19 protein-coding genes are annotated in these 23,185 nt (G+C 59.8%); all 19 read right to left on the bottom strand.

Features of this window, described 5'->3' with window-relative positions; genetic code table 11:
* Positions 1-11: 11 nt before the first annotated feature.
* The 19 genes from IM295_RS19625 to IM295_RS19535 all read right to left on the bottom strand — a co-directional run bounded on the left by IM295_RS19625 (position 12) and on the right by IM295_RS19535 (position 23,178).
* Positions 12-422 carry a hypothetical protein gene (locus IM295_RS19625; RefSeq protein WP_223824753.1) on the bottom strand — a complete coding sequence of 137 codons (411 nt, stop codon included), beginning with the start codon at positions 420-422 and terminating at the stop codon, positions 12-14.
* A gap of 279 nt (positions 423-701) precedes the next feature.
* Positions 702-2,123, bottom strand: a complete 1,422-nt coding sequence (locus tag IM295_RS19620; RefSeq protein ID WP_047367778.1) for a serine/threonine-protein kinase — start codon at positions 2,121-2,123, stop codon at positions 702-704.
* A gap of 24 nt (positions 2,124-2,147) precedes the next feature.
* Positions 2,148-4,763 (bottom strand): type VI secretion system ATPase TssH, encoded by a 2,616-nt coding sequence (gene tssH, locus IM295_RS19615; RefSeq protein ID WP_193067210.1) that lies wholly within the window; start codon positions 4,761-4,763, stop codon positions 2,148-2,150.
* Between the two features lie 35 nt (positions 4,764-4,798).
* A complete protein-coding gene (gene tssG / locus IM295_RS19610) occupies positions 4,799-5,842 on the bottom strand; it encodes a type VI secretion system baseplate subunit TssG (RefSeq protein ID WP_193067209.1) in 1,044 nt (347 codons plus the stop codon).
* Complete coding sequence (gene tssF, locus IM295_RS19605) at positions 5,839-7,710, bottom strand: type VI secretion system baseplate subunit TssF (protein WP_049138794.1); 1,872 nt, start codon at positions 7,708-7,710, stop codon at positions 5,839-5,841. The genes tssG and tssF overlap by 4 nt, the downstream gene beginning before the upstream one ends.
* 2 nt (positions 7,711-7,712) lie before the next feature.
* A complete protein-coding gene (tssE, locus tag IM295_RS19600) occupies positions 7,713-8,276 on the bottom strand; it encodes a type VI secretion system baseplate subunit TssE (RefSeq protein ID WP_028013485.1) in 564 nt (187 codons plus the stop codon).
* Positions 8,269-9,081 (bottom strand): type VI secretion system accessory protein TagJ, encoded by an 813-nt coding sequence (locus IM295_RS19595; RefSeq protein ID WP_047367782.1) that lies wholly within the window; start codon positions 9,079-9,081, stop codon positions 8,269-8,271. The genes tssE and IM295_RS19595 overlap by 8 nt, the downstream gene beginning before the upstream one ends.
* A gap of 9 nt (positions 9,082-9,090) precedes the next feature.
* Complete coding sequence (locus IM295_RS19590) at positions 9,091-10,089, bottom strand: hypothetical protein (protein ID WP_193067208.1); 999 nt, start codon at positions 10,087-10,089, stop codon at positions 9,091-9,093.
* Positions 10,090-10,105: 16 nt separating this feature from the next.
* Entirely contained in the window at positions 10,106-10,903 is a 798-nt protein-coding gene (locus IM295_RS19585) for a PP2C family serine/threonine-protein phosphatase (protein WP_023336024.1), read from the bottom strand.
* A complete protein-coding gene (gene tagH / locus IM295_RS19580; protein ID WP_063154432.1) occupies positions 10,900-12,660 on the bottom strand; it encodes a type VI secretion system-associated FHA domain protein TagH in 1,761 nt (586 codons plus the stop codon). The genes IM295_RS19585 and tagH overlap by 4 nt, the downstream gene beginning before the upstream one ends.
* An 86-nt stretch (positions 12,661-12,746) precedes the next feature.
* Positions 12,747-13,100: a T6SS amidase immunity protein Tai4 family protein gene (locus IM295_RS19575; RefSeq protein WP_047364888.1), complete on the bottom strand. Its 354-nt coding sequence runs from the start codon at positions 13,098-13,100 to the stop codon at positions 12,747-12,749.
* On the bottom strand, positions 13,097-13,588 hold the full coding sequence (locus IM295_RS19570) for a type VI secretion system amidase effector protein Tae4 (RefSeq protein WP_023330611.1): 492 nt from the start codon (positions 13,586-13,588) through the stop codon (positions 13,097-13,099). Before IM295_RS19570 ends, IM295_RS19575 begins: the two co-directional genes overlap by 4 nt.
* 58 nt (positions 13,589-13,646) lie before the next feature.
* Positions 13,647-14,129: a type VI secretion system tube protein Hcp gene (locus tag IM295_RS19565; protein WP_008502640.1), complete on the bottom strand. Its 483-nt coding sequence runs from the start codon at positions 14,127-14,129 to the stop codon at positions 13,647-13,649.
* Between the two features lie 323 nt (positions 14,130-14,452).
* Complete coding sequence (gene tssC / locus IM295_RS19560) at positions 14,453-15,952, bottom strand: type VI secretion system contractile sheath large subunit (RefSeq protein WP_006810956.1); 1,500 nt, start codon at positions 15,950-15,952, stop codon at positions 14,453-14,455.
* A gap of 3 nt (positions 15,953-15,955) precedes the next feature.
* Positions 15,956-16,480: a type VI secretion system contractile sheath small subunit gene (gene tssB, locus IM295_RS19555; protein WP_008502644.1), complete on the bottom strand. Its 525-nt coding sequence runs from the start codon at positions 16,478-16,480 to the stop codon at positions 15,956-15,958.
* 75 nt (positions 16,481-16,555) lie between these two features.
* A complete protein-coding gene (gene tssA, locus IM295_RS19550) occupies positions 16,556-17,572 on the bottom strand; it encodes a type VI secretion system protein TssA (RefSeq protein WP_059358143.1) in 1,017 nt (338 codons plus the stop codon).
* An 11-nt stretch (positions 17,573-17,583) separates the two neighbouring features.
* A complete protein-coding gene (gene tagF / locus IM295_RS19545; protein ID WP_028013492.1) occupies positions 17,584-18,300 on the bottom strand; it encodes a type VI secretion system-associated protein TagF in 717 nt (238 codons plus the stop codon).
* A gap of 16 nt (positions 18,301-18,316) precedes the next feature.
* A complete protein-coding gene (tssM, locus tag IM295_RS19540; RefSeq protein ID WP_063437359.1) occupies positions 18,317-21,937 on the bottom strand; it encodes a type VI secretion system membrane subunit TssM in 3,621 nt (1,206 codons plus the stop codon).
* Between the two features lie 2 nt (positions 21,938-21,939).
* On the bottom strand, positions 21,940-23,178 hold the full coding sequence (locus IM295_RS19535) for a DotU family type VI secretion system protein (protein WP_028013493.1): 1,239 nt from the start codon (positions 23,176-23,178) through the stop codon (positions 21,940-21,942).
* Between the last annotated feature and the right edge of the window lie 7 nt (positions 23,179-23,185).

The following is a 23,185-nucleotide window of genomic DNA, read 5'->3' as shown; positions in this document are numbered from 1 at the left end:
TAAAGCATCATTCAAGAAAGGGGCTTTTCCCGCTCGTTCATCCAAAAAACAAGAGAGTAGATTTTCAGTGACTCTGATGTGACAAATAACCCTACATTCAACCAGACGTTTGAAATTCCAAACACGCTTACTAAAAGAGGGAAAAATGAGACTGAACATCTGAATGAAATCAAACGAAATAATTCCTGAGCAAGAGCAAATTTGACTGCACCGTTCTTTCGTTTGAAGAATAACCAGGCCGAAGCAAACAAAGAGAGTAGTAAAAGTAAGTCAAGCACAAAAAAAAGCATGACCAAAATGCTGAAACCATCACCTGCAAAATAATTCAACGAAGCACTAAATGCTTTTGCGTCAGAAAGAAATGGGATTCTGTTGTGGCGTACTGAATTCGCGCAATAAATTAAAATTGCGAGAAGATCCATACTTCCCCAGAAATACCCTGATTTACTCTTTAAATGAGCGACATTTTGTTTATACACGTAATTAACACTGACAAAAATGGAATTCCGCATCTTCGCTTCAGCTAACTCTCCGGGGTCGGAGACAAAAGGGCCTGTCGTTTTTCACTGACGGTGGTCAATTAAGACCACCGCTACTAAGCCAACTGAGCTTTCAATCCTAAAGCGATTTTGTACATAAAGAGGAGAGACGATCTTCGAACACCTTTGGAATAAGTCTCTGGTCTTGAAGATCGTGCATTACTAAGGATTCACCAGCCAGGTGCCCGGCTTGCTGATATCCAGCGTCTGGCTGCGCGTTCTCCCGTTGCCCTGCAGCTCAATCTTCGTCTCACCGGCTGGCAGCTTGAGCGAGGCATAGCCGTTGGTCGCCGGACGCAGCGCTTTTGGTTCGCCGTTCACTTTCAGCGTTTCACCGTCCTGGATACGGATATAAACCAGCGCGACCGGGCTGGCGTCGGCAGGTGGTGGCGTCTGTTGCGCCGTCGCTGGCTCGCTCACCGTCGCCGTTTCTGGCTTCACCTCTGGCGCGTTCGCGGCAGTTTCTGTCGGACGCGTCTCTGACGGAGCCTGGGCAGCCTGCTCAGGCGCATCATTCCCACCGCTGAACAGCATCGCCCCGGCGACAACGCCCACCAGCACGCCCGCGGCAACCATGCCCGGGATCTTATAGCGACGCCAGTCGAGCACCGAAGCTGGCTTCTCTTCCTCAACCGGAACCAGCATGGTGCCGGTCTTTTTGGCGGTGAGCACGTCGTTGATCCCGGCGACCGGCATCTCAATCAGCGCCGCGAATTCGTCGATAGACTGCGGACGGTCCTCCATGTGCAGCGCCAGCGCGCGGTCGATGGCCTGCAGCAGCGGGATGGAGTAGCCCTGCGGCATGATTTCCACCAGCGGCTTACAGGTATCCTGGATGGAGCGCACCACGCTGACCGGCGGCGGAGAACCCACAATCAGGGTACGCAGCACCGCGCCGAGGGCGTAAATATCCGTCCACGGCCCCTGCTCGCTCTCGTTATCGTCGGTGTACTGCTCAATCGGCGCAAAGCCGGGGCGCAGCATGGTTTCCGTTTCGTCGGAAAGGTTACCGATGGTGCGGCGCGCGGAGCCGAAATCGAGCAGCACCGGCAGGCCGTTATCCTGGATCTGAATGTTATCCAGAGAGATATCACGGTGCAGATAGCCTTCGTCGTGGATGGTCTTGATCGCGCCGAACAGCATCGGCAGCGTGCGGCGGATCCAGGCCTCGTTGATCAGCTCCGGTTTTTCTTCGCGCAGGCGTGAAAGCGTGGTGCCGCTATAAAACAGCGTCCCCATGTAGGCCGTGTCGTTTTGCACCCAGAAACGCAGGACGTGCAGCAGGTTCGGGTGGTTAAACCGCGCCAGCAGACGCGCTTCCTGAATAAAGCTGTTCAGGCCCGCGGAAAATGCTTTGCCAAAGCGCTCGCTGCGCAGCACCAGGGTCATGTCGTCGCCGCGCACGGCGAGCGAGGAAGGCATAAATTCTTTGATAGCGATAGTGCGTTCGAGCTGGTGATCCCACGCGCGATAGACAATGCCAAAACCGCCGCCGCCGATCACCTCTTTGATTTCAAACTCGTTGAAGCGGTACCCGACCGGGAGCGCGTTTGGGACAGTCCGATTGTTATCATTATCCGTCATCTTTTACAGTTCTCTTGATGATTATTACGCGGCAAACTGACAGTGAAACTCGCCCTGCTCGCAGGTGACATGCAGGCGTCGGAACTGCTCGTCGCTGCGGCTGGCGGTAAGTAAGATCTGGCTCATCTGAGGCAGCAGGGTGTTAGTCAGAATAGCATCCACCATGCGGCCCCCGGACTCCACCTCGGTGCAGCGCTGAACAATCTGTTCCACCACGCTGTCGTCAAACTCAGAAATAATGCTGTGATTCTCTTCCAGACGACGCTGTATGCGCTTGAGCTGCAGGCGCACAATCTGCCCGAGCATCTCGTCGCTGAGCGGGTAGTACGGCACCACCAGCAGGCGGCCCAGCAGCGCCGGCGGGAATACCTCCAGCAGCGGCTGGCGCAGCGCGCCACTTAACGCGTCAGGCTCCGGCATCAGCTCCGGATCGGCGCACATGGCGCTTATCAGCTCGGTGCCCACGTTGGACGTCAGAATGATAATGGTGTTACGGAAATCAATGTGGCGCCCCTCGCCGTCCTCCATCCAGCCTTTGTCGAAGACCTGGAAGAAGATCTCATGGACGTCCGGGTGCGCTTTTTCAATTTCGTCCAGCAGCACCACGCTGTAGGGGCGACGGCGCACGGCCTCGGTTAACACGCCGCCTTCACCATACCCTACGTATCCCGGAGGCGCACCTTTTAAGGTGGAAACGGTGTGCGCTTCCTGGAACTCGCTCATGTTGATGGTGATGACGTTCTGCTCGCCGCCGTACAGGGATTCCGCCAGCGCCAGCGCGGTTTCGGTTTTCCCGACGCCGGACGGGCCGCACAGCATAAAGACGCCCACCGGTTTGTTCGGATCGTCGAGCTTCGCCCGCGAGGTTTTCACGCGGCGGGCAATGAGATCCAGCCCGTGACGCTGGCCGATAACGCGCTGGTTCAGCGTATCGGCAAGGTTCAGCACCGCGTCGATCTCGTTTTTCACCATCCGGCCCAGCGGGATCCCGGTCCAGTCAGAGACGACTGCGGCGACCACGTTTTCATCTACCGCCGCAAACAGCAGCGGCTCGTCACCCTGTAAGGCGTTCAGCGCCTGCTGCTGCTCCGCCAGCCGGCTGCGCAGCTCGGCGGTCTCTTCCTCGCCCGCCGCAAACAGCGCGGCGCGCAGGCGGATGATCTCCTGCACCAGACCGCGCTCGTCTTCCCAGCGCCGGGCCAGGGCTTCGCGTTTTGTTTCATACGCGTCGCGCTCTGTGATTAACGTCGCTACGCGCTCTGCGTCACCGGCGCCGACGCGCGCTTCGCGTTCAGCAATTTCAATTTCCACGTCCAGCGCGGCAAGATGGCGCAGGCAGTCTTCCAGCTGCGCCGGCGGCGCGCTCTGGCTGACGGCCACGCGGGCGCAGGCGGTGTCGAGCAGCGCAACGGCTTTGTCCGGCAGCTGACGCGCCGGGATATAGCGATGGGACAGCTTCACCGCCGCGCTGACCGCTTCGTCGAGCAGCAGGACCTGGTGGTGCGTCTCCAGCGGCGACACGGTGCAGCGCAGCATCAGAATGGCTTTCGCTTCGTCCGGCTCGTGAACCTGTACGGTCTGGAAACGACGGGTCAGCGCCGGGTCTTTCTCAATGTACTTTTTGTATTCCGCCCAGGTGGTGGCGCCGATGGTGCGCAGCTGACCACGCGCCAGGGCCGGCTTTAGCAGGTTCGCCGCATCGCCGGTCCCCTGCTGGCCGCCTGCACCAATCAGGGTGTGGATCTCATCGATAAACAGAATAATCGGCGTGGCGCTGGACTGGACTTCATTAATGAGCGCCTGCAGACGGGCTTCAAACTCGCCTTTCATGCCCGCGCCTGCCTGCAGCATGCCGATATCCAGCAGCCACAGCTGAATATTTTGCAGCGGCTCCGGCACGTCGCCGTCGGCGATACGCAGCGCCAGCCCTTCAACGACTGCGGTTTTGCCGACCCCGGCCTCCCCGGTCAGCAGCGGGTTGTTCTGGCGGCGACGCATCAGGATATCGACCATCTGGCGGATCTCCTCGTCGCGCCCGACAACCGGGTCAATCTTCCCGTCGCGGGCGCGGGCGGTCAGGTCCTGGCCATACTGGGCCAGCGTCCCCTGCGCAGCCGGTACCATACCCGCCGGTGCATCGACGGCGGCAGCGGCCTGCTGCGTCTCTTTGCTGTTGGCGCAAATAGCGTCGAACTGCTCGATCAGCACTTCGACGTTAAGGCGGGTGAACTGCGACGAGATGCTTTTCAGCACGTTGGCCAGATTCCAGGTCTTGAGGATGCCGATCAGCAAATGGCCGCCGCGAATGCGGCTGACGCCAAACTTCAGCGAGCCGAAGACCCAGGCGCGCTCCACGGCGCTGTCGATATGTTCGGAGAGATCGGAAACGGAACTTGCGCCGCGCGGCAGAGCGTCCAGCGCCGCCACGATATCGCGCGTTAGCTGCTGTTCGTCGAGGGCAAAGTGGCGGATGACCTGCTGCAGATCGCCATCCTGCTGCTGCATCAGCTGATGCAGCCAGTGCACCAGCTCAACGTAGGGGTTGCCGCGCAGCTTGCAGAAGGCAGTCGCGCTTTCCAGAGAGGTAAATAACAGCGTATCCAGTTTGCCGAAAAGCACGGCACGGCTAATTTCTGACATGTTCGGTTCCGTTGATAACAATGCGTTAGAAAAATTTATCGCTCTGCGCGATACACCAGATCGCCACGCGGGACAGGCTGCGGCTGATGCCCCAGCCAGGTGTTGTAGCCTAATCGCCCATCGCTGCCGAGCGTGGTGCCCTGCACCGCGTCTTCACGCAGGATCACCCGTGTTTCCCATTCAAACTCAATTCCCGCATACTGGCGCACCCAGTCGCGCAGCTCGGTGACCCACGCTTCTCCCGGCAGAAAGCGGTTGTACTCCTCCGCGCTCAGCGGGCCAATCTCGATACGAAACTTATGCTGCACGTCGCGGACGGCGACGCCGAGAAAAGCGGATTCCCCCATGCGCGGCATGCGGCGTCCTGCTCCCAGCTGCGCCTGCTCGCGGGTGGAGAGCGGCATCCACTGCGGCACGTTGCTCACCAGCTTAACCGGCGCTTTAAAATAGCTGCGCAGGATCTTCTCCAGCCCTTCCGGATCCCGCCCGTGGCGGGTCAGGTGCCCGGCGTGGGCAAAGCGGGCATGGGCGCTCAGGCTGCCCTTGTTCATCTGACCCGGCTGTCCCATGCCGATCAGCGACGCCAGGTAGCCCTCAAAGCGCTTATTGTCGGCGCGATCGAGGGAAACGGCAGGCTGCGCATCCGCCCAGGCGCGGTAAAACAGCAGCGCCAGACGATGATGGAACAGATCGGCAAACGCGCTGAGGCTGGTGTCCTGGTGATGATGAATCCGCTCGCGGGCGTACTCGGTCATATGCACCGGCAGCGGGCCGTTCGGGCCAAACAGGCCAAAGCTGAGGATCGACACCTCATGCAGCCCGCTTTCTTCACGCTGTCGCACCTGGGCCAGCGTCGACGGCGCAAAGCTCATTGAGGGCTGCTGGCTAATGCGCAGCGGCTCAAATTTCGGCAGCGGCGCGCGTCCCAGCGGGTAGCGCTCGCCGCCCTGGGCATCAATGCGCCTTAACAGCTGAAACAGATCGTAGCGCCAGGGCGTCTCGCGGACCCCGAGCCAGAACGTATCCGGCAGCTTCGTCAGGCGATGCACGCGCAGCGGTGCGGTGGCAGCGTCACTCATACCAGCGCCCTTTTACCCATGCGCGGCGCCCAGTAGCCTATCTCGCCGCGCTGCTGACTCTTCAGGGTGAACTCGGTGAAGCTGTTGATGGAGACCAGACGGGCAAAAAGGCGCTCCATCACGCTGCCGAAAAGCCACGGGCTGGCGCCGGAAAACGCCCGCTCGTCCACCGTCAGGGTGATGCCAATTCCGCGGGCGAAAACGACCGGGCCGGGTTCAGGCACGCGGCGGTGTACCGGCTCCAGCACGCAGTGGCGAACCCCCTCCACCTGACGTGCAACCGGCGTTTCGGCCAGGTTGGCGTACAGACCTAACAGCTGGCGCAGCGCCGCTGCCCCCTCTTCATTTTCGCTGTCCATCAGGCTGAGGTAGTTCATCTGCAGCTGGCTGATGAGCCGCCAGGTGCTGAACCCTTCCGCCAGCGCCGGACGCGGCGGCGTCGGGCCTTTGCGCAGGGTTAACCCCTTCACCGGCATGGAGTCGGCCATAATGAACTGCCCGAGCTCCTGCTGGAGCATCAGCGGCAGGTCGCGGCTGGTACAGAGCACCTCGGCAGAGATGTAGCGCAGGTTTTCCTGCCACGGGGCATGCTGTTCATCCACCAGCGAGACAAAGACCTCCGAGCCGATATAGCCGGTACGGGTGCCGTAACGCAGGGCGTGTTCGGAGAGCACGCGCTGTTCCCGGCGCAGGGAAAAATAGGCCCCGTAGTTGCCCGCGTCGCCGCTCCAGGTACTCCAGAATGGACGAAACGTCTGGTCGTCGCGCTGGCCGTCGGCGCTGCCAAAAATTTTATTTACCGCATAAATTTCGTAGTCCAGCGGGCGGATGTTATCGACCACCAGATGGTATTCATGCTGGCCTTCATTCAGCTTCTGCCGGGCCGCCACTTTCGGGAACAGGTTGATGACCGGCGTGCAGTGCAGCGCCAGATGGCTGGCGTCGACCACGCGCTCCAGCTGTTCATCCGACTTATCCAGCAGAATGAAGATATCGAAGGCTTTTTCGTTTTCGCAGCGCTGGATAAGCGTGCTCAGACCGCTCAGGCTGATAAAGCGGAAGCGGGCCGGAAACGCAAAATACTCCTGCAGCAGACGGTAGCCGTCAAAGTTGCGCAGATCGTCCGGGAGGAGCGCCTGGTCCGGCGCAAAGCCCTCCTGACGCAGCGCATCCGTTGCCAGCAGCTGTCGCTGCGGCTGAGGGCTGACCGTCTGGCAGACGATCCCGGCGTGGTGCTCCATCACCAGCTCCAGCAGCTTCAGCGCCTCAATGTCCGGGCCGCTAAGGAAAAACTCCAGCCGGTCAAAATTCAGGTGCCCAAGGTTTTGCGGGCCGTCGCAGGCAATGCGGATCCGCAAGGCGCTGTTGATCCCCCGCTGGCTTAAGCCGAGCTGCGCCAGCGGCAGGTCAGCGGGCACGCCGCCGAGCTCCACTTTGTCGATTTTCAGCGGCAGCAGATTGACCTCGTGCGCGGTGGTATAGCTGCAGGTTACGCCGGTCTTTTTCAGCGCCAGGCTGTCCATCATGGTGCCGCGCGGCACAATAAAGCCGTTGCTCAGATCGCCGCGGCTGCTGTCGGGCTCAATTTGCGCAATCGCCATGGAAGGGGTGGGCGCGAGGTAGTTCGGCGCGATCATCTCCAGCAGACGCTGGGAGAAACGCGGAAACTCCGCGTCCATTTTCATCTGCACGCGGGAGGTCAGAAACGCGAAACCTTCCATCAGGCGTTCGGTGTACGGGTCCGCCACTTCGATGCCGCGCATGCCCAGCCGCCCGGCGACCTTCGGATATCGTTCGGCAAACTCGGCCCCCATTTCGCGCAGGTAGGCCAGCTCACGGTTGTAATATTCGAGCAGTTTACTTTCCATGATTACCCCGCATCTTTCAGTTCAAAATGGCCGTTTTCCAGATCGACATCGGTGCGAAACAGAAACTCCAGCGGGTACGGCACACACCATAAGCGCCCTTTAATCTCAATGGAGAGCACGTTGTGCAGATCCAGCGAGGAGGTATCCGACACGCAGCGGACCTGCAGCCCCTGCGGCAAAATGCGCGGTTCAAAATTGATGATGGCCTCGGTGAGCTTGCGCTGAATGTCGTGCCATTCGATGTCCGACATTCTCTTCCCGGCCAGCGGCGCGACGCCGAAGTTAACCACCGAGCGGCTCACGTGCGGCAAGGCGCTCAAATCCCCGGAGGCATCGTGGTTGATGGTGTTAAACAGCCACTGCAGATCCCGCAGCACGTTACGACGCAGCGCGGCGTGGGTGATCAGGTTGCTGTTAGCCGGCTCGCGTTTTTTTTCCGGATCGTTATCGGTGAGGCGATCGAGCAGCGAAGGCTGCATTTTGTCGCGCGCCCCCACCTTCTCCTGCCTGCTGCGGGCTTGCCAGCCGCTGCGCAGCAGATCGCCTTCGCCAGCGGGATTACTCATCGGCTCCATCCGTCGCAAACGACACGAGGCTTAACGACAGCAACGGGCTTTCGCTTTGCTCGCTGAGCCAGGCTTTCTGGCCCATCCCTTCGTACAGGGTGCCGTCCTCATCGAGCGGCTGCCACTCGGTAGTGCGGCCCAGTTTGATCGCATCCGACGCATCGGCAGCAAACGGGTAACGCGCCGGGATCTGACATACCTGCTCCGTACCGTCGGTCAGGCGCACCAGCGCGTGACGCCAGACCAGATCGGTCACGCTGGCAGGCGCCTGGAAACGGATCTCGGCGATTGCGTTAAACGGCAGCCAGAAATAGCGGCCGTTCACGATGGTTTCGCACACCGGGCCGAGACGGGCATCGCCGTCCATCAGCCAGTCAAACGGCTGAGCCTCATCGTTTTCGAGGGTGATGTGGCCGGGAGTGGCCTGCGCCTGGTCAAGCGCTTCAAGGCGCAGCGACCGGGCACGCTCGCCCTCCTCGCGGAGCGCCGCGGCCAGGGTGGTCAGCCACGGCCACTGAGTTTCAGGCATGGCCGGACGCGCCTGCCCCGCCATCACCTGTGCGCGCTGCAGCTCGCCCTGAATGGACTGCTCCAGCAGCGTGACGGTGGGTTTCGCCTGCGGCTTCAGCGCCAGCCAGCTTTTCAGCTGGGTCAGCGCGCGCGTCCCGTTGCCGCTGAGGATTAAAAACTGCACGAACGCGGCGCGGAGGTCTGCATCTGCCGGACGGGCTTTGATCTCCGCTTCAAGACGCGCCAGCGCGTCGTTGAGCGTTTCACCCGCCAGGTGTTGATAGAGCGTATTCATAGCCATTCCTTAATTCGCCGCGCGCCAGGCGCCCACTGCCGGATCGCGCAGCTGAGGACGCAGGGTATCAATCAGAACGATATTCAGCGGGGTGCCTGGGGCAACCCAGGCGCTCCAGGTTTTCTTCACCGCCGCAATACGCGCCTGCAGTTTTGCATCGTCGCTGGCGGTCTCGCGGGAAATTTCTACCGCTACCGTGCCGTTGCTCTTCCAGCTGTTCAGGGTGCTGTCGTAAGGCAGGATCATCCAGCTCTGATCGCTGTCTGGCGTGCTGAATACCATGCGCTCTTTATTGACGGAGGTGATCAGCGCGTTTTCCGGATCGGCGCTCTGATTCAGCCCCATCACCGGGAAGCCGTGAATGTACGTCACCGCCATCTCTTTCTGCCCGCCGTTGCGGGACTGAGAGATAACGGTGTGACCGCTCAGCCAGCTGCCGTTACCGCAGCGGGTAGTATCAGAATCCGGAATAAAGAGCGCCGGAGCGGACGCGCCGCCCTCCCAGAAGGTGCGCAGGTGGCAGCCATCCTGCAGGGTAAACTCCTGCCACGGCGTGCGGTCGGCGGCAACGGTGCGGGAAGCCACGTTCTGATCGGGTGGCAGTAACGCGCCGCTGGCTGGGGTTGCGGTGACGGTCTCGGCAGGCGCGGCCTGCTGCTGTTTCACCACCAGCGCCCAGTCCTGCGCTTTAGCTGCCGTGCCCTGCGCCAGCGTCGTTCCCTCGGGATCGTTGAGCGTCCAGCTGAGTTTATTCACTTTGCTGCACTGGTGTTCCAGCAGCGAGCCAAGACGCGGCACAAAGTTTTCCAGCACGGAGACGTCTTTCTTGCCGTTCGCCACAATGCGCAGCGCCAATTCTGGCTTACACCAGCTCTGCGGGGTGTTGTCTTTGATGTTGTCGATCCAGATATCCAGCTTCTGCGCAGGAGACTGCACGATGCGGAAATTTTCAGCCTGCGCGGTGGAGGTCGCCGCCAGAAGTGCCAAACCCGATAGCCAAAGTTTCATATCGTTCCTTGTGTGTCTAATCAGTTCCGCAGGGAAGAAATTGTGCTGCGTCAGAGAGGGTGTGCAGCAAAGTGGTGTCCTGAGGGTTGCCCATCCATACCGCCAGGGCGGTATAGTTATCCTGCGCATTCCCCTCCTGCTCGCCATTCTTTTGAATGATTTGGTTCATTAAGGTCAGCCACTCCTGTGGCGTATTGACCATGTGCAGCGACTGCTTCATTTGCTCTTCGCTGACGCCGTGCCAGAACCCGTCGGTGCAGAGTAAAAAGGCATCGCCGTCTTCAACCTGCACCACGTCGCTGTAGCTCGCTTCCGGTCCGCCGTTTTCAATTCCCAGCGCCAGATAAAGCAGGTTGCTGTTGAGATCGTCCGTCTGATGCCCGGCATCCTTCATCTGCTGCACCAGACTGTGGTCCGTGGTGACGTGCCACAGCCACCCCCGGCGAAACAGGTACAGGCGGCTGTCGCCGGCATGCGCCCAGTACGCCAGCCCGTAGTCCCGGTCAATGAACAGGCTAACCAGCGTCGTGCCCATCCGGCGATAGTCCTGAACGGCCTGCTGTTCGCTCAGAATGGTGCGATTCGCCGTCTGCACGTAGTCGCGGATATGCTGCGCGTTGAGGTGCTTGTCGCCATCGAAGCGGGAGATAATGCTGTTACGGGCCAGTTCCGCGGCGACTTCACCACCGGGCAGACCCGCGATGCCGTCGCAGACGACAAAGCAGGCCGAGCGTTCCCCTATGGTTTCTCCCGTCTGATCCTGGTTGCTGGCGCGCGTCCCCTGGCGGGAGAGAGAAGCGGTTGCGATATTCATTTGTCTTCCGATCCGCTCTGTGAGTCTTTGTACTGATTCACCTCCATGTCATATGCATGAAGGAAGGCTTCGCCGAACAGGGTGTGGAAGTCATCCTCAATCTCGCCCGCCGTCTCGCCATAGCTACGAACAAAATAGTCCCACAGGGCGGCTTTGCGGCTGCCCGGCAGCGCCAGACGCGAGGTCATGCCGTTCTGCTTCGCCTGCTCCTCCAGCTGTTCCGGGTTAAAGGACTGCAGCATCGCGGCGATGATGGCGCGGATACCGGAGATCATCCCCAGCTGGTGCGCCTGCAGGTCGATCAGCGCGTCGCGCACCGATTTGGTCGGCGGCATAAAGCCCGGCATCGGGGTGCCGAACATCTGAATTAAGACGGTTTTCCCGGTCGGCAACAGCTTGAACGGGTTGTTGGCATCGTCCAGCACCATGGTCATATCGGCTTTTACGCCGCGTTTCAGGATGGAGCGCGACGAGAGCAGCGCCACGGTGCCCTGCGAGAACATGCCGAGAATCTGCCCCAACTGACGCATATTTTCCCGGTCAAACTGCGGAACAGGCTGCATTTCGCTCAGGCCCATACCTTCAAGCAACGCCTGCAGCAGCTCGCCCTGCAGCACTTCACCCTTCTCGCCATTATTCGGGCTGGCGGTTGGGGATGCCGCGTTATTGACCGGGTCGATGCGCAGGCGCCCCTTCGGTGCCTGAGCGCTGCTGCGCGCAACGGCCTGCGGCGTAGGCATGGTGAAACCTGCGTAATCCGGCCGCGCCGGCTCTTCTTCACGCGGCGTTTCCTGCGGTTCTGGGGCGAACAGCGGAGAATCGGCAAGCACGTCCTCTTCCTGCTCCGGTTCAGGCGTTGGTGCTGGCTTTTCGTCTGCAATATCATCCGGGTGGGTTAACGGTGCTCCGCCCATCAGCCCGAGCGGGTCATCATTGCGCGCGGCTGGCGCGCTGGCCTTTCCACCGAACAGCGCCAGCGGGTCAAGCTCGTCCGCCGCGTCTTCTTTAGGGGCGGGTTGCCCCTCAACCGGCGGCACCAGCGTAGAAGGCGTCACGTCGTCAAAAATGCTCTCTTTTTTGAACAGCGCTTCGTCGCTGAACAGCGTGTCCGGGTCGACGTTCTTGCGCTCAAGCGTTGGATCGCTGTCGTTGAACATCGCCAACGGATCTTCGGCATTACGCTCCGGCGCGGCGGGCTGGGAGAAGGGATCCTGTGAGGCCGCAGGCTGCGATTTTGCGCGGTTGCTGGAGATGCTGTCGGAGATGGAGAACTCCTGCATCAGGCTGTCCCAGATTTCGGAAGGCACGGCGGTCGGTTCCGCCTTCCCGCGTGGCGCGGGGTTAGCAGGCTTCGCTTGCGCTGCAGGCGCAGCGGGTGCGGCTGTCGGACGTGACTGCTGCTGCATGCTGGCCGCCATGCGGCTCACCGGCTGCGTGTCGTGGATCAGTTCAGTCACTTCAATACGGTAGTCATCAATACCGAGAATGTCGCCATCCTGCAGTTCAACCTGACGTCCGCGCTCCAACGGAATATCGTTTAATACCACGCGGGTGACGCTGCCACGGTTGGTGACACGGCACTCGCCCTGAGCGTCAACGTGGACAATGGCCTGCAGACGCGAGATGGTGCGGTCATTGTCCGGCAATACCAGATTGTTATCCGTACCGCGCCCAATGGTGCCGCCCGGGGCGTAAAAATCACAGCTGCTTTGCGGCGGCTGATGACCGGGTTTCGTAGAAATAATCGTGAATCGCATGGCGTATTCCTGCTGGTATGATTAGCGCTCAAACGCTGCCGCTCTCGGGACGAGAACGGCGGCGTTTGGGGCCGCTTCCACTGCTTCTATTTTGCGGTTTTGAGCGGACGAATCGCGTCGCTGTTGGCGATTAAGCTGCACTTTAAAACCTGATATTGACCCGGTTCAGTACCGCCTATCTTCTCTTTCAGAGAAGAAACAATGATCTGGTCAGCTTTTTCAAAATTTTCAGCAGGGAGATTGCTTGCTTCCAGCCAGGCGGCCGCGCTGGCCTCTGCATCATCTTTCAGACTTTTACTGTCCGCGATCTTACTGATGCAACGGTTTTGCACCCAATTTTCAAAGATTTGTTGCTGAGTAAAAGCGCTGACGGCAGGCAGATTTTGGGCATAAACAGCAGAGGCATTGATAGCCAATACCAGCAGTAATAAACGTTTCATTTCAGGCTCCAGAAGGTGGCGTTGGTCGGAATAAACGAACCATTACCCGGTGAGCCGAGGAAATGGCAATCATCAGAGCAAATATTTCCATTCCAGAGTGTGACATGACCGGTTGCGTCGCTCCAGCCGTGCCCGGTAAAGATGATAATGCCTTGCTTGCCTGCAAATTGCGCAGGCGTTGGGGAAGAGACCGACATATCTGCATTGCCCAGTACCGTGGGTAGAAATGCAATCATATCTTTAACGCGGAACATATAGCGCTTTTTGTCGTTCCCGGTCACTGTCGCATATTTACTGTTAGAGGGGATCGGAATGCCACAGTAATTTAAAACGTAACTCATACGAATTGGGCAGGCATTTTTAAAAATACCGGCGTCGATATTATGCTGAACTTTTCCACCCAATAATTTGCCAACCTGTTCTACGTTTACGTTCACTTCTCTGAATCTGTTCCAGGCGGCACCAAAAGCAGGACGCATATGAGACATCTCGTTTCTCCTTGATAAGAAGCTCAGGGTAAAGTGAGCCCTTTCGGGCCCACTATTATTATGCTTCTTTGTTTTCTTTGATATTCCAGCCAGCGCTGCTTTCAGCACCTTTACCACCCGACGTGGTCTGCTCCCAGTACTGCTGTTTCACTTTCGCAGCCTGGAATGCATAGGTCACACCCACGGTGTCGCCGTTGTCTGCACCGGTGTACTGAACGGAAGTCACCAGCACATCCTCCAGCGTAATGCGGGAGTATTCCACCTGCTGACCGCCCGCTTTACAGACGGACAGCTCAACCTTAGTCAGGTGTTTACCGCTGGCGCAGTGTTTCAGGATAGCGGTGGTGGATTTGTCGATCAGCGCGTTAACGTGCAGGTCGTTAAAGTTAACTTTACCGGCACCGCCGCCACCGCCAACGCTCATATTACCTGGCTGGGAAGCGCCCCAGGAGAAGGAGGTAATATCAGTCCAGCCGGTGTGGTTAGAATCTTTAGATTCGCCCGTAACACCCTCGACCTTCAGAAACATATCAATAGCCATAATATCTACTCTTCGTGGATGAACAATATTGCTTTCGAAAAAGCACTTATATGGCAAACAGGAAAGCATGGGGCTGAATAAAACCGTCCATATTTTACCTCTGCCTCATATCAAATGACCCGTGTCATTTGACAGTCTTACATTCCTCCGAAATAACGGAATGAATGTGAAGTCATTATTACCGTTCCAGCCGTCTTTCTTGCCGGGTGGCGCTGTGCTTACCCGGCCTACATCGAGCGACAATATCAATAGATTGCACGTTTCATTGCAGACCCGTGCATGCGTAGCGCCGCCGGGCAAAACTCACAAAACGCACGTTGCTCTTACGCGTCTTTCGTCTTCAGCGACGGCAGCTTAGATACCAGACGCAGGGAAACGGTCAGACCTTCCAGCTGGTAGTGCGGGCGCAGGAAGAACTTCGCGGCGTAGTAGCCCGGGTTGTCTTCGATTTCCTGCACCTGCACTTCCGCAGCCGCCAGCGGTTTGCGGGACTTGGTTTCCTGGGAGGAGTTAGCCGGGTCACCGTCGACGTAGTTCATCACCCAGTCGTTCAGCCAGCGCTCCATCTCTTCGCGCTCGCGGAAGGAGCCGATTTTGTCGCGCACGATGCACTTCAGGTAGTGGGCAAAGCGGCAGCAGGCGAACAGGTACGGCAGACGAGACGCCAGGCGCGCGTTGGCGGTGGCATCCGGATCGTGATACTCCGCCGGTTTTTGCAGAGACTGCGCGCCGATGAAGGCGGCAAAGTCGGAGTTTTTACGGTGTACCAGCGGCATAAAGCCGTTTTTTGCCAGCTCGGCTTCGCGACGATCGCTGATGGCGATCTCGGTCGGGCACTTCATGTCCACGCCGCCGTCATCGCTCGGGAAGGTGTGGCACGGCAGGTTTTCCACCGCCCCGCCGGACTCCACGCCGCGAATCGAGGTGCACCAGCCGTACTCTTTGAAGGAACGGTTGATGTTGGCGGCCATCGCATAGGCCGCGTTCGCCCACGAGTAGCTGTTGTGGTTTGCGCCGTCGGTCTGCTCTTCAAAGTCAAAGCTGTCCACCGGGTTAGTGCGAATGCCGTACGGCAGGCGCGACAGGAAGCGCGGCATCACCAGCCCCAGATAGCGGGCGTCTTCGGATTCACGCAGTGAACGCCAGGCGGCGTATTCGGTGTTCTGGAAGATCTTGGTCAGATCGCGCGGGTTAGCCAGCTCCTGCCAGGACTCCATCTGCATCACGCCCGGCGCGGTACCGGTAATGAACGGACAGTGCGCCGCAGAGCCGATGCGCGCCATTTCCCCCAGCAGCTCAACGTCCTGCGGGCTGTGGTCGAAGTAATAGTCGCCGACGATGCAGCCAAACGGCTCGCCGCCGAACTGACCGTACTCCTGCTCGTAGATTTTCTTGAAGATCGGGCTCTGGTCCCAGCCCACGCCCTTGTAGCGCTTCAGGGTGCGGCCCAGCTCCTGCTTGGAGATGCTCATAAAGCGGATCTTCAGCATCTCGTCAGTTTCGGTATTGTTGACCAGGTAGCTCAGACCGCGCCAGGCGCTCTCCAGCTTCTGAAACTCTTCGTGGTGAATGATCTGGTTCACCTGCTGCGAGAGCTGCTCGTCGATACCGGCAATCAGGTTCTGAATGGTGCGGTAGGTGTCGTTCGAGAAGGTAACGGTATTTTCCAGCGCCTGCTGCGCCAGAGTCTTGACCGCACTCTCCACGGCGGAGCGGGCCTGATCGGTTTTCGGGCGGAACTCTTTGTTCAGCAGCGCGCTGAACTCATCCTGGCTGAACGCCTGACCCGCCTGCTGATCGTGTTGTTGAGTCTGGTTGCTCATCGATTATTCCTCGCTACCTTTCGCGCTTTCGTCATTTTTCGGCAACTGGCTCAGGGATTTGAGCAGCGTCGGATCCTGGAGAATTTTTGCGATCAGCTCTTCCGCACCGTTTTTGCCGTCCATGTAGGTCAGCAGGTTAGAGAGCTGCGTGCGCGCCTCCAGCAGCTTGTTCAGCGGCTCAACCTTGCGGGCCACCGCGTCCGGCAGGAAGTCGTCCATGCTGTCGAAGGTCAGATCGACATTGAGCTTACCTTCGCCGGTCAGGGTGTTATCTACCTGGAACGCCACGCGCGGCTTCAGCGCCTTCATGCGTTCATCGAAGTTATCGATGTCGATTTCCAGGAATTTACGCTCGTCGACGGCTGGCAGGTTTTCCACCGGCTTGCCAACCAGATCGGCCATAACGCCCATCACAAACGGCAGCTGAATTTTGCGTTCTGCACCGTAGATCTCTACGTCGTATTCGATCTGCACGCGGGGAGCACGGTTGCGTGCGATGAATTTCTGTCCACTGTTACTCATTGCCATGATGTTCTCCATCAAAGATGCGCGGTGAAGGTGAAACGGCAGACTCCATGCCTGTCGTCATAATGCCAGGACGCGTCATTCGCGGCGTCCAAAGATGTTTTCCAGTTGGTTAACGCCGTCTGGCGCCAGGTCGCGAATAATGTCCATAAAGTTAAGTTCTGACAGCCGCTGCACCCGTTCAATCATCAGCGGCGCGGGGTGGCTCGGTTCGTACTGCGCGAAATACTGCTTCGCTTTTTCCAGCATTAGCTGCGCGTCGGCGCGGCTGGTAACCTGCACGCTGCGCCAGTCGGTGACCGGCTGAACGGGCTGCGCTGCCGCAGGCTGCGGCTCAGCGTGCTGTTCAGCCTGCGCTTCACGGTTCGGCAGCAGCTTGCTGATGTCGGTCACCTGACACGCGCTGGCGACCAGCCCCACGGTTTTCAACAGCTGTTCCATTTCCGGTACGCCGCTTTCACCGAGATGCCCGGTGAGCAGCTCGCGGATGGCCAGCAGTCGTTCGTTAATCACAATGACCGCTGCGGTCCCCGGCTGGTCGCCGCGGGCCAGTTCGTCAATCAGTCTTGGACGGCCGCCGGGATAGTCCGGACATTCGGTTTTACTGCCGTCCAGCAGCGCCTGGGCGTCACGCAGCGAAATTTCATCGCCGTTTGAACGCAGCAGCGAGGCGTTACGTACCGCGACGGTGAGCTCGGATTTATCGCTCAGCCCTGCCAGAGCGTTAATGCGATAGAACGGGTCGGTTTCGCCATACTCTTCCAGCAGCGGATAGAGCGGCTCCCAGTAGCGCGCGATAGCCTCCTGCACCAGCAACAGCCCGTCCGCGTAGCCCACAAGACCGCGACGGCGGGTCCAGGCGTGGGTTAACGCTAGCATCACGCGAAGATCTTTGGTGCGGCTCAGCAGGCTGGTAGCGAATTTTTCTACCGTGTTCCAGTCCGCAGGCTCTGCCGGGATGATGGTGTCGCCAAACTGCTGTTCCGCTTTGCCCTGACTGGCCTGGTTCATCGCCTGGAAGTCAGCGTCATATTCCAGATTGTCGCCACAGGGCTTATCGGGACTTATTGGCGCGAGAAATTCTTCGATATTCATGAGATCCCTGCTTATTCAAACATAGGCGGATAGAGACCGTGACGCCCCGGGCGGGCGCCCCCTGCCGGGTCGAACAGCAGGGTAAAAAGCTGGCCGGTGAAGTTGCCGCTGTGAACGTGGGTGTATAGCGGGTAACCGTCGCAGCGGTTGGTCCACCAGTAGCTGGTCTGACGCAGCGGGTCAAAGCACTCTGCCGCCTGCGGCCAGCCCAGCGTGCTTTGGCCGTCCTCGTCGTAACCAATGACGTCGAGGATGTCAGAGCGCTTCTGCGGCTCGACGGGCTGCGGCGCCGGAATGGACATCAGCATCTCATCCAGCTGCGAGGCGGAAAAGCTGTTACGCACCGCGTGCAGCCCCAGACGACCAATTTGCTGATACCAGCTCTCCGCCTGGCTGAGCAGGCTGGTCGACCACTCTGACGGGGCGAAGCTCAACTGAATGCAGACCGGGTACTGTCGGCCAACGCTGTCGCGGCCGGGCAGCAGGCAGCCCATCTGGATCATCTGGCTGCCCAGCATCGGCGGGACGACGAAATTCCAGACCGGAGCTTTGGTGAACTGGCGCTCGCCGCTGCGCTGCTCTTCCTGCTGCCAGGCCAGCAGGCCAACCTGAAACCAGTGCGACCACTGGCGCTGTAAGGTGTCAGGAAAGCGACGCTGCAGGAAATCTCCGGCGCTGGGTAATTTGCCATACCAGCTGTAGCGGTTCATCGCAGGGGTATTCGTCATACGGCTGTCCTTGCGGTTATGGGCATGAAAAACGGGGAAGCTGGAACGGGTTGCGGATGCTGTTCGGCGCAAACTCCAGCGTGACCTGATGTCCGTCGACGTTGAAGGTGGCCTGACGGCTCAGGCTACCCGCGCCCGGACTGGTGCTCGCTTTGTCAAAAAAGCGGTTGAGCGCCCAGGAGCCGTTGGTCACAAGCGTCGCGGTGCTGCCGTTAGCCAGACCCAGCTGCATACGGACCTGGTTGGTGCCGCCCGGCCCCGGCCAGTTCATGATCTGCACCGCCTGCGGACCGTGGCTGTAACGCAGCAGCTGGCCGTCGACATCCAGCGTCAGGTTCAGAATGGTGTTATCCATTCGCACGGTGCGAACCGTCACCTTGAAAGACGGCGTGGTTGCGCCGTTAGCAAAGAAGGCGTCGCGAATCGACTGGGCCTGCTGGAACGGTCTCAGCAGCCCTTCGCTGCCCGGCAGGGTTTTACCGTCGATACCCGGCATAAAGCGCCAGTTTGCCTGCGTCGTATCCACTTTGCTGGTCAGGTTGTCGCGAAAGAAGGTATCCATCAGCCCGGTGCCCGGCGCGAACATGCGGGCGAGATCGTCCGGAGTGACCTCAGTGCTGGCGCTGCGCACCAGCGGGTAGCGACCGGCGATCGCCTGACGGCAGAAACCGCCGACTTCAACGTTGATCCGCTTACGCACGTTTTCCAGATCGCGGCGCTGGGTATCGCTACTGGCCCCCACCGCCATGTTGCTGAACATGGTTTGCAATCCGCCCGGCAGTCGACCGGCGCTGGCCTGCAGACGGCTGATCGCCTCGCCGCCCGGTGCCGGCATACCGCTGTTGGCGGCGTCCTGCACGGCGGTCAGGTAACGATAAAGCTCATCCACCTGCTTAAGAAAATCATCAAAGACGATGGTCTTGCCACCCTTTTCCAGCGGCTGGGCCAGCTCAATCATCGGCGCGTAGTGGTCCGTCACCAGTTGCTCCGGCGCCTGAGTAATCGCGGCGGCCTGCGTCGGGGCATTGTCATTATTGCTGAACAGCGCTTCCAGCGTGCGGGTGGCGCGGTTGCTCTGCGCCTGCGCTTTATCGGCATCTTCCGGTGCCGGGGTATCTCGGGAGAGCGTCAGCACCTGGCTCAGGTTCTGCACCAGACGGCGCAGGGGCGAGTTTGCGCCAGAGAGCAGGCGCGCAGTGTTGATGCGCTGGGAGAGATCGGCGCTGTTGTTAAGCTGAATGTCGGCGAGAAAGCGATCCCAGTTCGCGATAAAGTCGCGCATGTAGAGCTGGCGTACGGCGTTATCGATCTGCTGTTTATCTTCCTGCGCGGTCGCGGCGCCCAGCACCCAGGCGTCGTCTTCATGCAGGGCGGTCGTTACGCTGTCAATCTGGCTGTTAAAGCTTTTCCAGTAACCGTCCGGCGTATAAAGACCCGGCACCCCTTCGCTCACCGGCTTACCGCTTTTGCGGGAAAACACCAGCTCGCTCTGTGGCCCGCCCAGGTCGGAAAGGGAGACCGGTTTGAGGTTGTCGTCATGTTCCAGCAGGCGCTTCAGGCGACCGTAGACGCGGGTTGAAAGCGGCTGCTGGCCGATCAGCGCTCTTTCACGCGCCACCAGGGATTCGTCCTGCGCGTACGGCGAGGCCTGAATTTTCGGCTCCAGCAGCTGGGTGAGATGCCATTCGAGCTGCTGCAGCTGCGCCTTCGTGACGTTTTGCGGCAGGTTGCGCTGCAGGTTGAGCATCACCCAGGAGTGCAGGAATTTGCCGTCGTAGTGCTTCGGCTGATAGAGCATCTGATAGGCTTTCAGCGCCTCGTAGCTGTACTCCACGTCGCTGCCGTTATCGTTGCGCAGCCAGGTGGTGATGTGCATAGCAACGGCGGGCAACAGCAGCTGATCCAGCGCCTTCTGGTACAGGGACTGCGAAGCATCGCTGACGTCATCCCCACGGTAAAGCCCCATGCGGCGGGAGACTGGCGGATCGTTGACATCAAACGCGTCGCTTTTCGGCAGGTCCACCAGGCCATTCAGCAATGGCAGCAGATCGAACAGGTCACGCTGCGGCTGGTTCTGCAACGCTTTGCTCTGCTGGTCCAGCAGCGGCACCTTCGCATCCACCTCTTCCAGATAGGCCTTGTTTTTAGCATAGCTGGTCAGCCACAGCCCGCCGAGGATCGCCAGCAGGGCCAGCAGCGCCACGTAGCCGGACCAGATCACCGCCCGGTTGCGCAGCTCCCACCAGCGGTTTTCCCCGGCGATCCCGGCTTCCTGGAAAATAACGTTTTGCAGCAGGTTCTTGATGAAGAAACTCTGGCCCTTCGCGCCCGGGATTGGGGCTTCTTTACTGACCGAATCCCAGTTATCGCGCTCTGCCCCTTCCGGCAGGGAGAGCGCGCGGTTCAGTTCGCCCATTACGCGGTCAAACGGCATGCCTTCCTGCGTCCCGCTGGCGAAGTAGATCCCGCGCGGGGAGAACTCAGTTTCGAAGTTGGAGCGCGCAAAGACCGTGCTCAGGTAGTCCGCCAGCAGCGGACGCAGCGCGGCGAACTCCTGCGGGAAGAGATACGCTTCGGCGCGGGTTTTCGCGTCATGCTCTTTGAGCATGGTTTCCGGCAGCCCGGCATCAAGACGCTGCTGTAACAGAGAAAATTCCTGCTGGAAGTTGCCCATCAGGTCGTAATCGGCGTGTTTGGTCTGCTCCCACGGCAGCGTGAAGCCCCAGATCTGGTCGCGCTGCGCTTTATCGTAGTCGGCAAACCAGGCGCGGAAGCCTTTGAGAAGGTCGGCCTTAGTCACCATCACGTACACCGGGAAGCGGATACCCAGCTGTTCATGCAGCTCAGACAGGCGCTGGCGCAGGTTCACCGCCTGCTGGCGGGACGCCTCGGCAGACTGGGTCAGCAGGTCCGAAATGCTGATCGTGACGATGACGCCGTTGATCGGCTGGCGGCGACGGTACTTGCGCAGTAGCCCCATGAACTGCAGCCACTCACCGGCATCCTGCGCCTGCTCGCTCTCCTGGGTGGTATAGCGACCCGCGGTGTCCAGCAGCACGGCCTCGTTGGTGAACCACCAGTCGCAGTTGCGCGTGCCGCCAATACCGCGCAGCGCGGTCTTACCAAAACGGTCGGCCAGTGGGAACTGCAGCCCGGAGTTCACCAGCGCCGTGGTTTTACCGGAGCCCGGCGCGCCGATAATGACGTACCACGGCAGTTGATAGAGATATTGCGTGCTGAAGCGCTGGGTCCACTGAGCGCCCTGGCCCGCTTTGCTGAAGTGCGCTTTTTTAAGCATCTGCGCGGCTTCATCAAAACGGCTGGCGAGGATCTGCTCCTCACTGTTCAGGCGCTGCTGCGGATCCGCCGCCTCCGGGCTGGTGGTGTTCTCGTTGAGCTTGTCCATCAGCTTGCGGTTCAGCCAGGCGTTATAAAGGCGCGGCAGAATATGGCCCTGCGCCCACAGCAGGTAGACCACGGCGATACTGATGATGCGGTTCTGTTCGGATTCAAGCGGTCGGGTGTCCACGATGGACAACAGCGGGCCAATCATCCAGATCACCGCCGCCAGCGCCGTTACGCCGAGGAAGCTCCACAGAATGCGGTTGGTCAGAATGGAAAGAAGTGTAGTCAGCATCCTTAGTTTCCTTGCGGCAATCCGTTCAGCTCGGCCTGGGTGTTTTCAGGCGACACCAGCAGAGTAATTTCCACACGGCGGTTACGGGCGCGGTTTTCCGGCGTCGTGTTCGGCGCCACCGGGTTAATCTCGCCCCGCCCTTCCGCCTTCACGCGGCCAGGCTGAGAGAGGCTTCCCTGCAGCATTTTCTGTACGGAGCGCGCGCGTTCCAGTGAGAGCTCGTAGTTAGAGGCAAAGCGCGCACTGCGGATCGGCACGTTATCGCTGTAGCCCACCACCAGAATTTTGCCGCTGACGTTGTTCATCGCCTGCGCAATGCGGTTGATGACCGGTTCATAGCGGTCACGCACGACGGTCGAGGCGGAGGCAAACAGCCCGTCGCCCTTCAGGATCACGACGCTGCGATCTGCCTGGTCTTTTACCGCCACCAGGCCCGCCTCAATTTCAGGCTTCAGGAAGCCGCGCAGGTTAAGCACCGCGGGCAGCTGACGCGCCGGCTGCTGGATGGTGGTTTCCGGCAGTTGGGACTGATAAATCTTCGCCAGCACCGGGTTGGTGTTGTCGCCAAGGCGCCAGTTAAGCACGATATAAAACAGGCAGGCGATAAACCCGGCCAGCGCCACGCAGGCCCACAGGGGAACCATCGGCCGCCAGAGCTTGCGCAGCACCGGACGATCTTCCGGATGGGGAGAAAGCGGCGGCGGATAGCTGCCGCGCACGCCGCGGATCATCTGCCACAGCCGCTGCTTGATGGTTTCAAGCTGGGTGCGGCCATTGTCCAGCACCCGATAGCGCCCCTCGAAGCCGAGCAGCAGGCAGTAGTTGATCATCTCCAGCAGCAGGATATGCTCGCGCGGGTTCTGCGACAGGCGCGCCAGCAGCTGGAAGAACTTTTCGCCGCCCCAGGTTTCGTTATGGAACGTCACCAGCAGGCCATTGCTGGACCAAACGCCGCTGCTGCCCCAGGGAGTCAGCGCGGCGGCCTCGTCCAGCGCCGTGCACAGGCAGTAGCGCGCCCCGACGATCACTTCGTAGGGCAGCCCCGCCTGCTGACAGCGGACTTCAAAACGGCGAATCTCATCGATCAGGCGCTGGCGTAACGCCACCTGATCGTCATGTGATACCGAATGACGGATCTGCGGAATCGCGTTGAGCAGCGGATTGGCGGCCGCCACCAGCTGATTGTTGCTACTGGCTCCGGTAAACGCGGCATCACTGCCGCTATCCTGTCGTTCCTGCATATTAAGC

Origin of the sequence: Enterobacter cloacae complex sp. P14RS (assembly GCF_014895895.1) — a bacterium.
Taxonomy (GTDB): domain Bacteria; phylum Pseudomonadota; class Gammaproteobacteria; order Enterobacterales; family Enterobacteriaceae; genus Enterobacter; species Enterobacter bugandensis.
Note: the sequence above shows the minus strand (reverse complement) of the source record. Positions and strands in the feature narration are given on the sequence as shown.

What these genes read in the sequence shown, in the direction of transcription:
- IM295_RS19590 (WP_193067208.1), bottom strand. Translation starts at nt 10,089, where the DNA reads ATGAAACTTTGGCTATCGGGTTTGGCACTTCTGGCGGCGACCTCCACC.
- IM295_RS19620 (WP_047367778.1), bottom strand. Translation starts at nt 2,123, where the DNA reads ATGACGGATAATGATAACAATCGGACTGTCCCAAACGCGCTCCCGGTC.
- IM295_RS19585 (WP_023336024.1), bottom strand. Translation starts at nt 10,903, where the DNA reads ATGAATATCGCAACCGCTTCTCTCTCCCGCCAGGGGACGCGCGCCAGC.
- tssA (WP_059358143.1), bottom strand. Translation starts at nt 17,572, where the DNA reads ATGAATATCGAAGAATTTCTCGCGCCAATAAGTCCCGATAAGCCCTGT.
- tssF (WP_049138794.1), bottom strand. Translation starts at nt 7,710, where the DNA reads ATGGAAAGTAAACTGCTCGAATATTACAACCGTGAGCTGGCCTACCTG.
- IM295_RS19565 (WP_008502640.1), bottom strand. Translation starts at nt 14,129, where the DNA reads ATGGCTATTGATATGTTTCTGAAGGTCGAGGGTGTTACGGGCGAATCT.
- IM295_RS19595 (WP_047367782.1), bottom strand. Translation starts at nt 9,081, where the DNA reads ATGAATACGCTCTATCAACACCTGGCGGGTGAAACGCTCAACGACGCG.
- tssE (WP_028013485.1), bottom strand. Translation starts at nt 8,276, where the DNA reads ATGAGTAATCCCGCTGGCGAAGGCGATCTGCTGCGCAGCGGCTGGCAA.
- IM295_RS19625 (WP_223824753.1), bottom strand. Translation starts at nt 422, where the DNA reads ATGGATCTTCTCGCAATTTTAATTTATTGCGCGAATTCAGTACGCCAC.
- IM295_RS19575 (WP_047364888.1), bottom strand. Translation starts at nt 13,100, where the DNA reads ATGAAACGTTTATTACTGCTGGTATTGGCTATCAATGCCTCTGCTGTT.
- tagF (WP_028013492.1), bottom strand. Translation starts at nt 18,300, where the DNA reads ATGACGAATACCCCTGCGATGAACCGCTACAGCTGGTATGGCAAATTA.
- tagH (WP_063154432.1), bottom strand. Translation starts at nt 12,660, where the DNA reads ATGCGATTCACGATTATTTCTACGAAACCCGGTCATCAGCCGCCGCAA.
- tssB (WP_008502644.1), bottom strand. Translation starts at nt 16,480, where the DNA reads ATGGCAATGAGTAACAGTGGACAGAAATTCATCGCACGCAACCGTGCT.
- IM295_RS19535 (WP_028013493.1), bottom strand. Translation starts at nt 23,178, where the DNA reads ATGCAGGAACGACAGGATAGCGGCAGTGATGCCGCGTTTACCGGAGCC.
- tssC (WP_006810956.1), bottom strand. Translation starts at nt 15,952, where the DNA reads ATGAGCAACCAGACTCAACAACACGATCAGCAGGCGGGTCAGGCGTTC.
- tssH (WP_193067210.1), bottom strand. Translation starts at nt 4,763, where the DNA reads ATGTCAGAAATTAGCCGTGCCGTGCTTTTCGGCAAACTGGATACGCTG.
- tssM (WP_063437359.1), bottom strand. Translation starts at nt 21,937, where the DNA reads ATGCTGACTACACTTCTTTCCATTCTGACCAACCGCATTCTGTGGAGC.
- tssG (WP_193067209.1), bottom strand. Translation starts at nt 5,842, where the DNA reads ATGAGTGACGCTGCCACCGCACCGCTGCGCGTGCATCGCCTGACGAAG.
- IM295_RS19570 (WP_023330611.1), bottom strand. Translation starts at nt 13,588, where the DNA reads ATGTCTCATATGCGTCCTGCTTTTGGTGCCGCCTGGAACAGATTCAGA.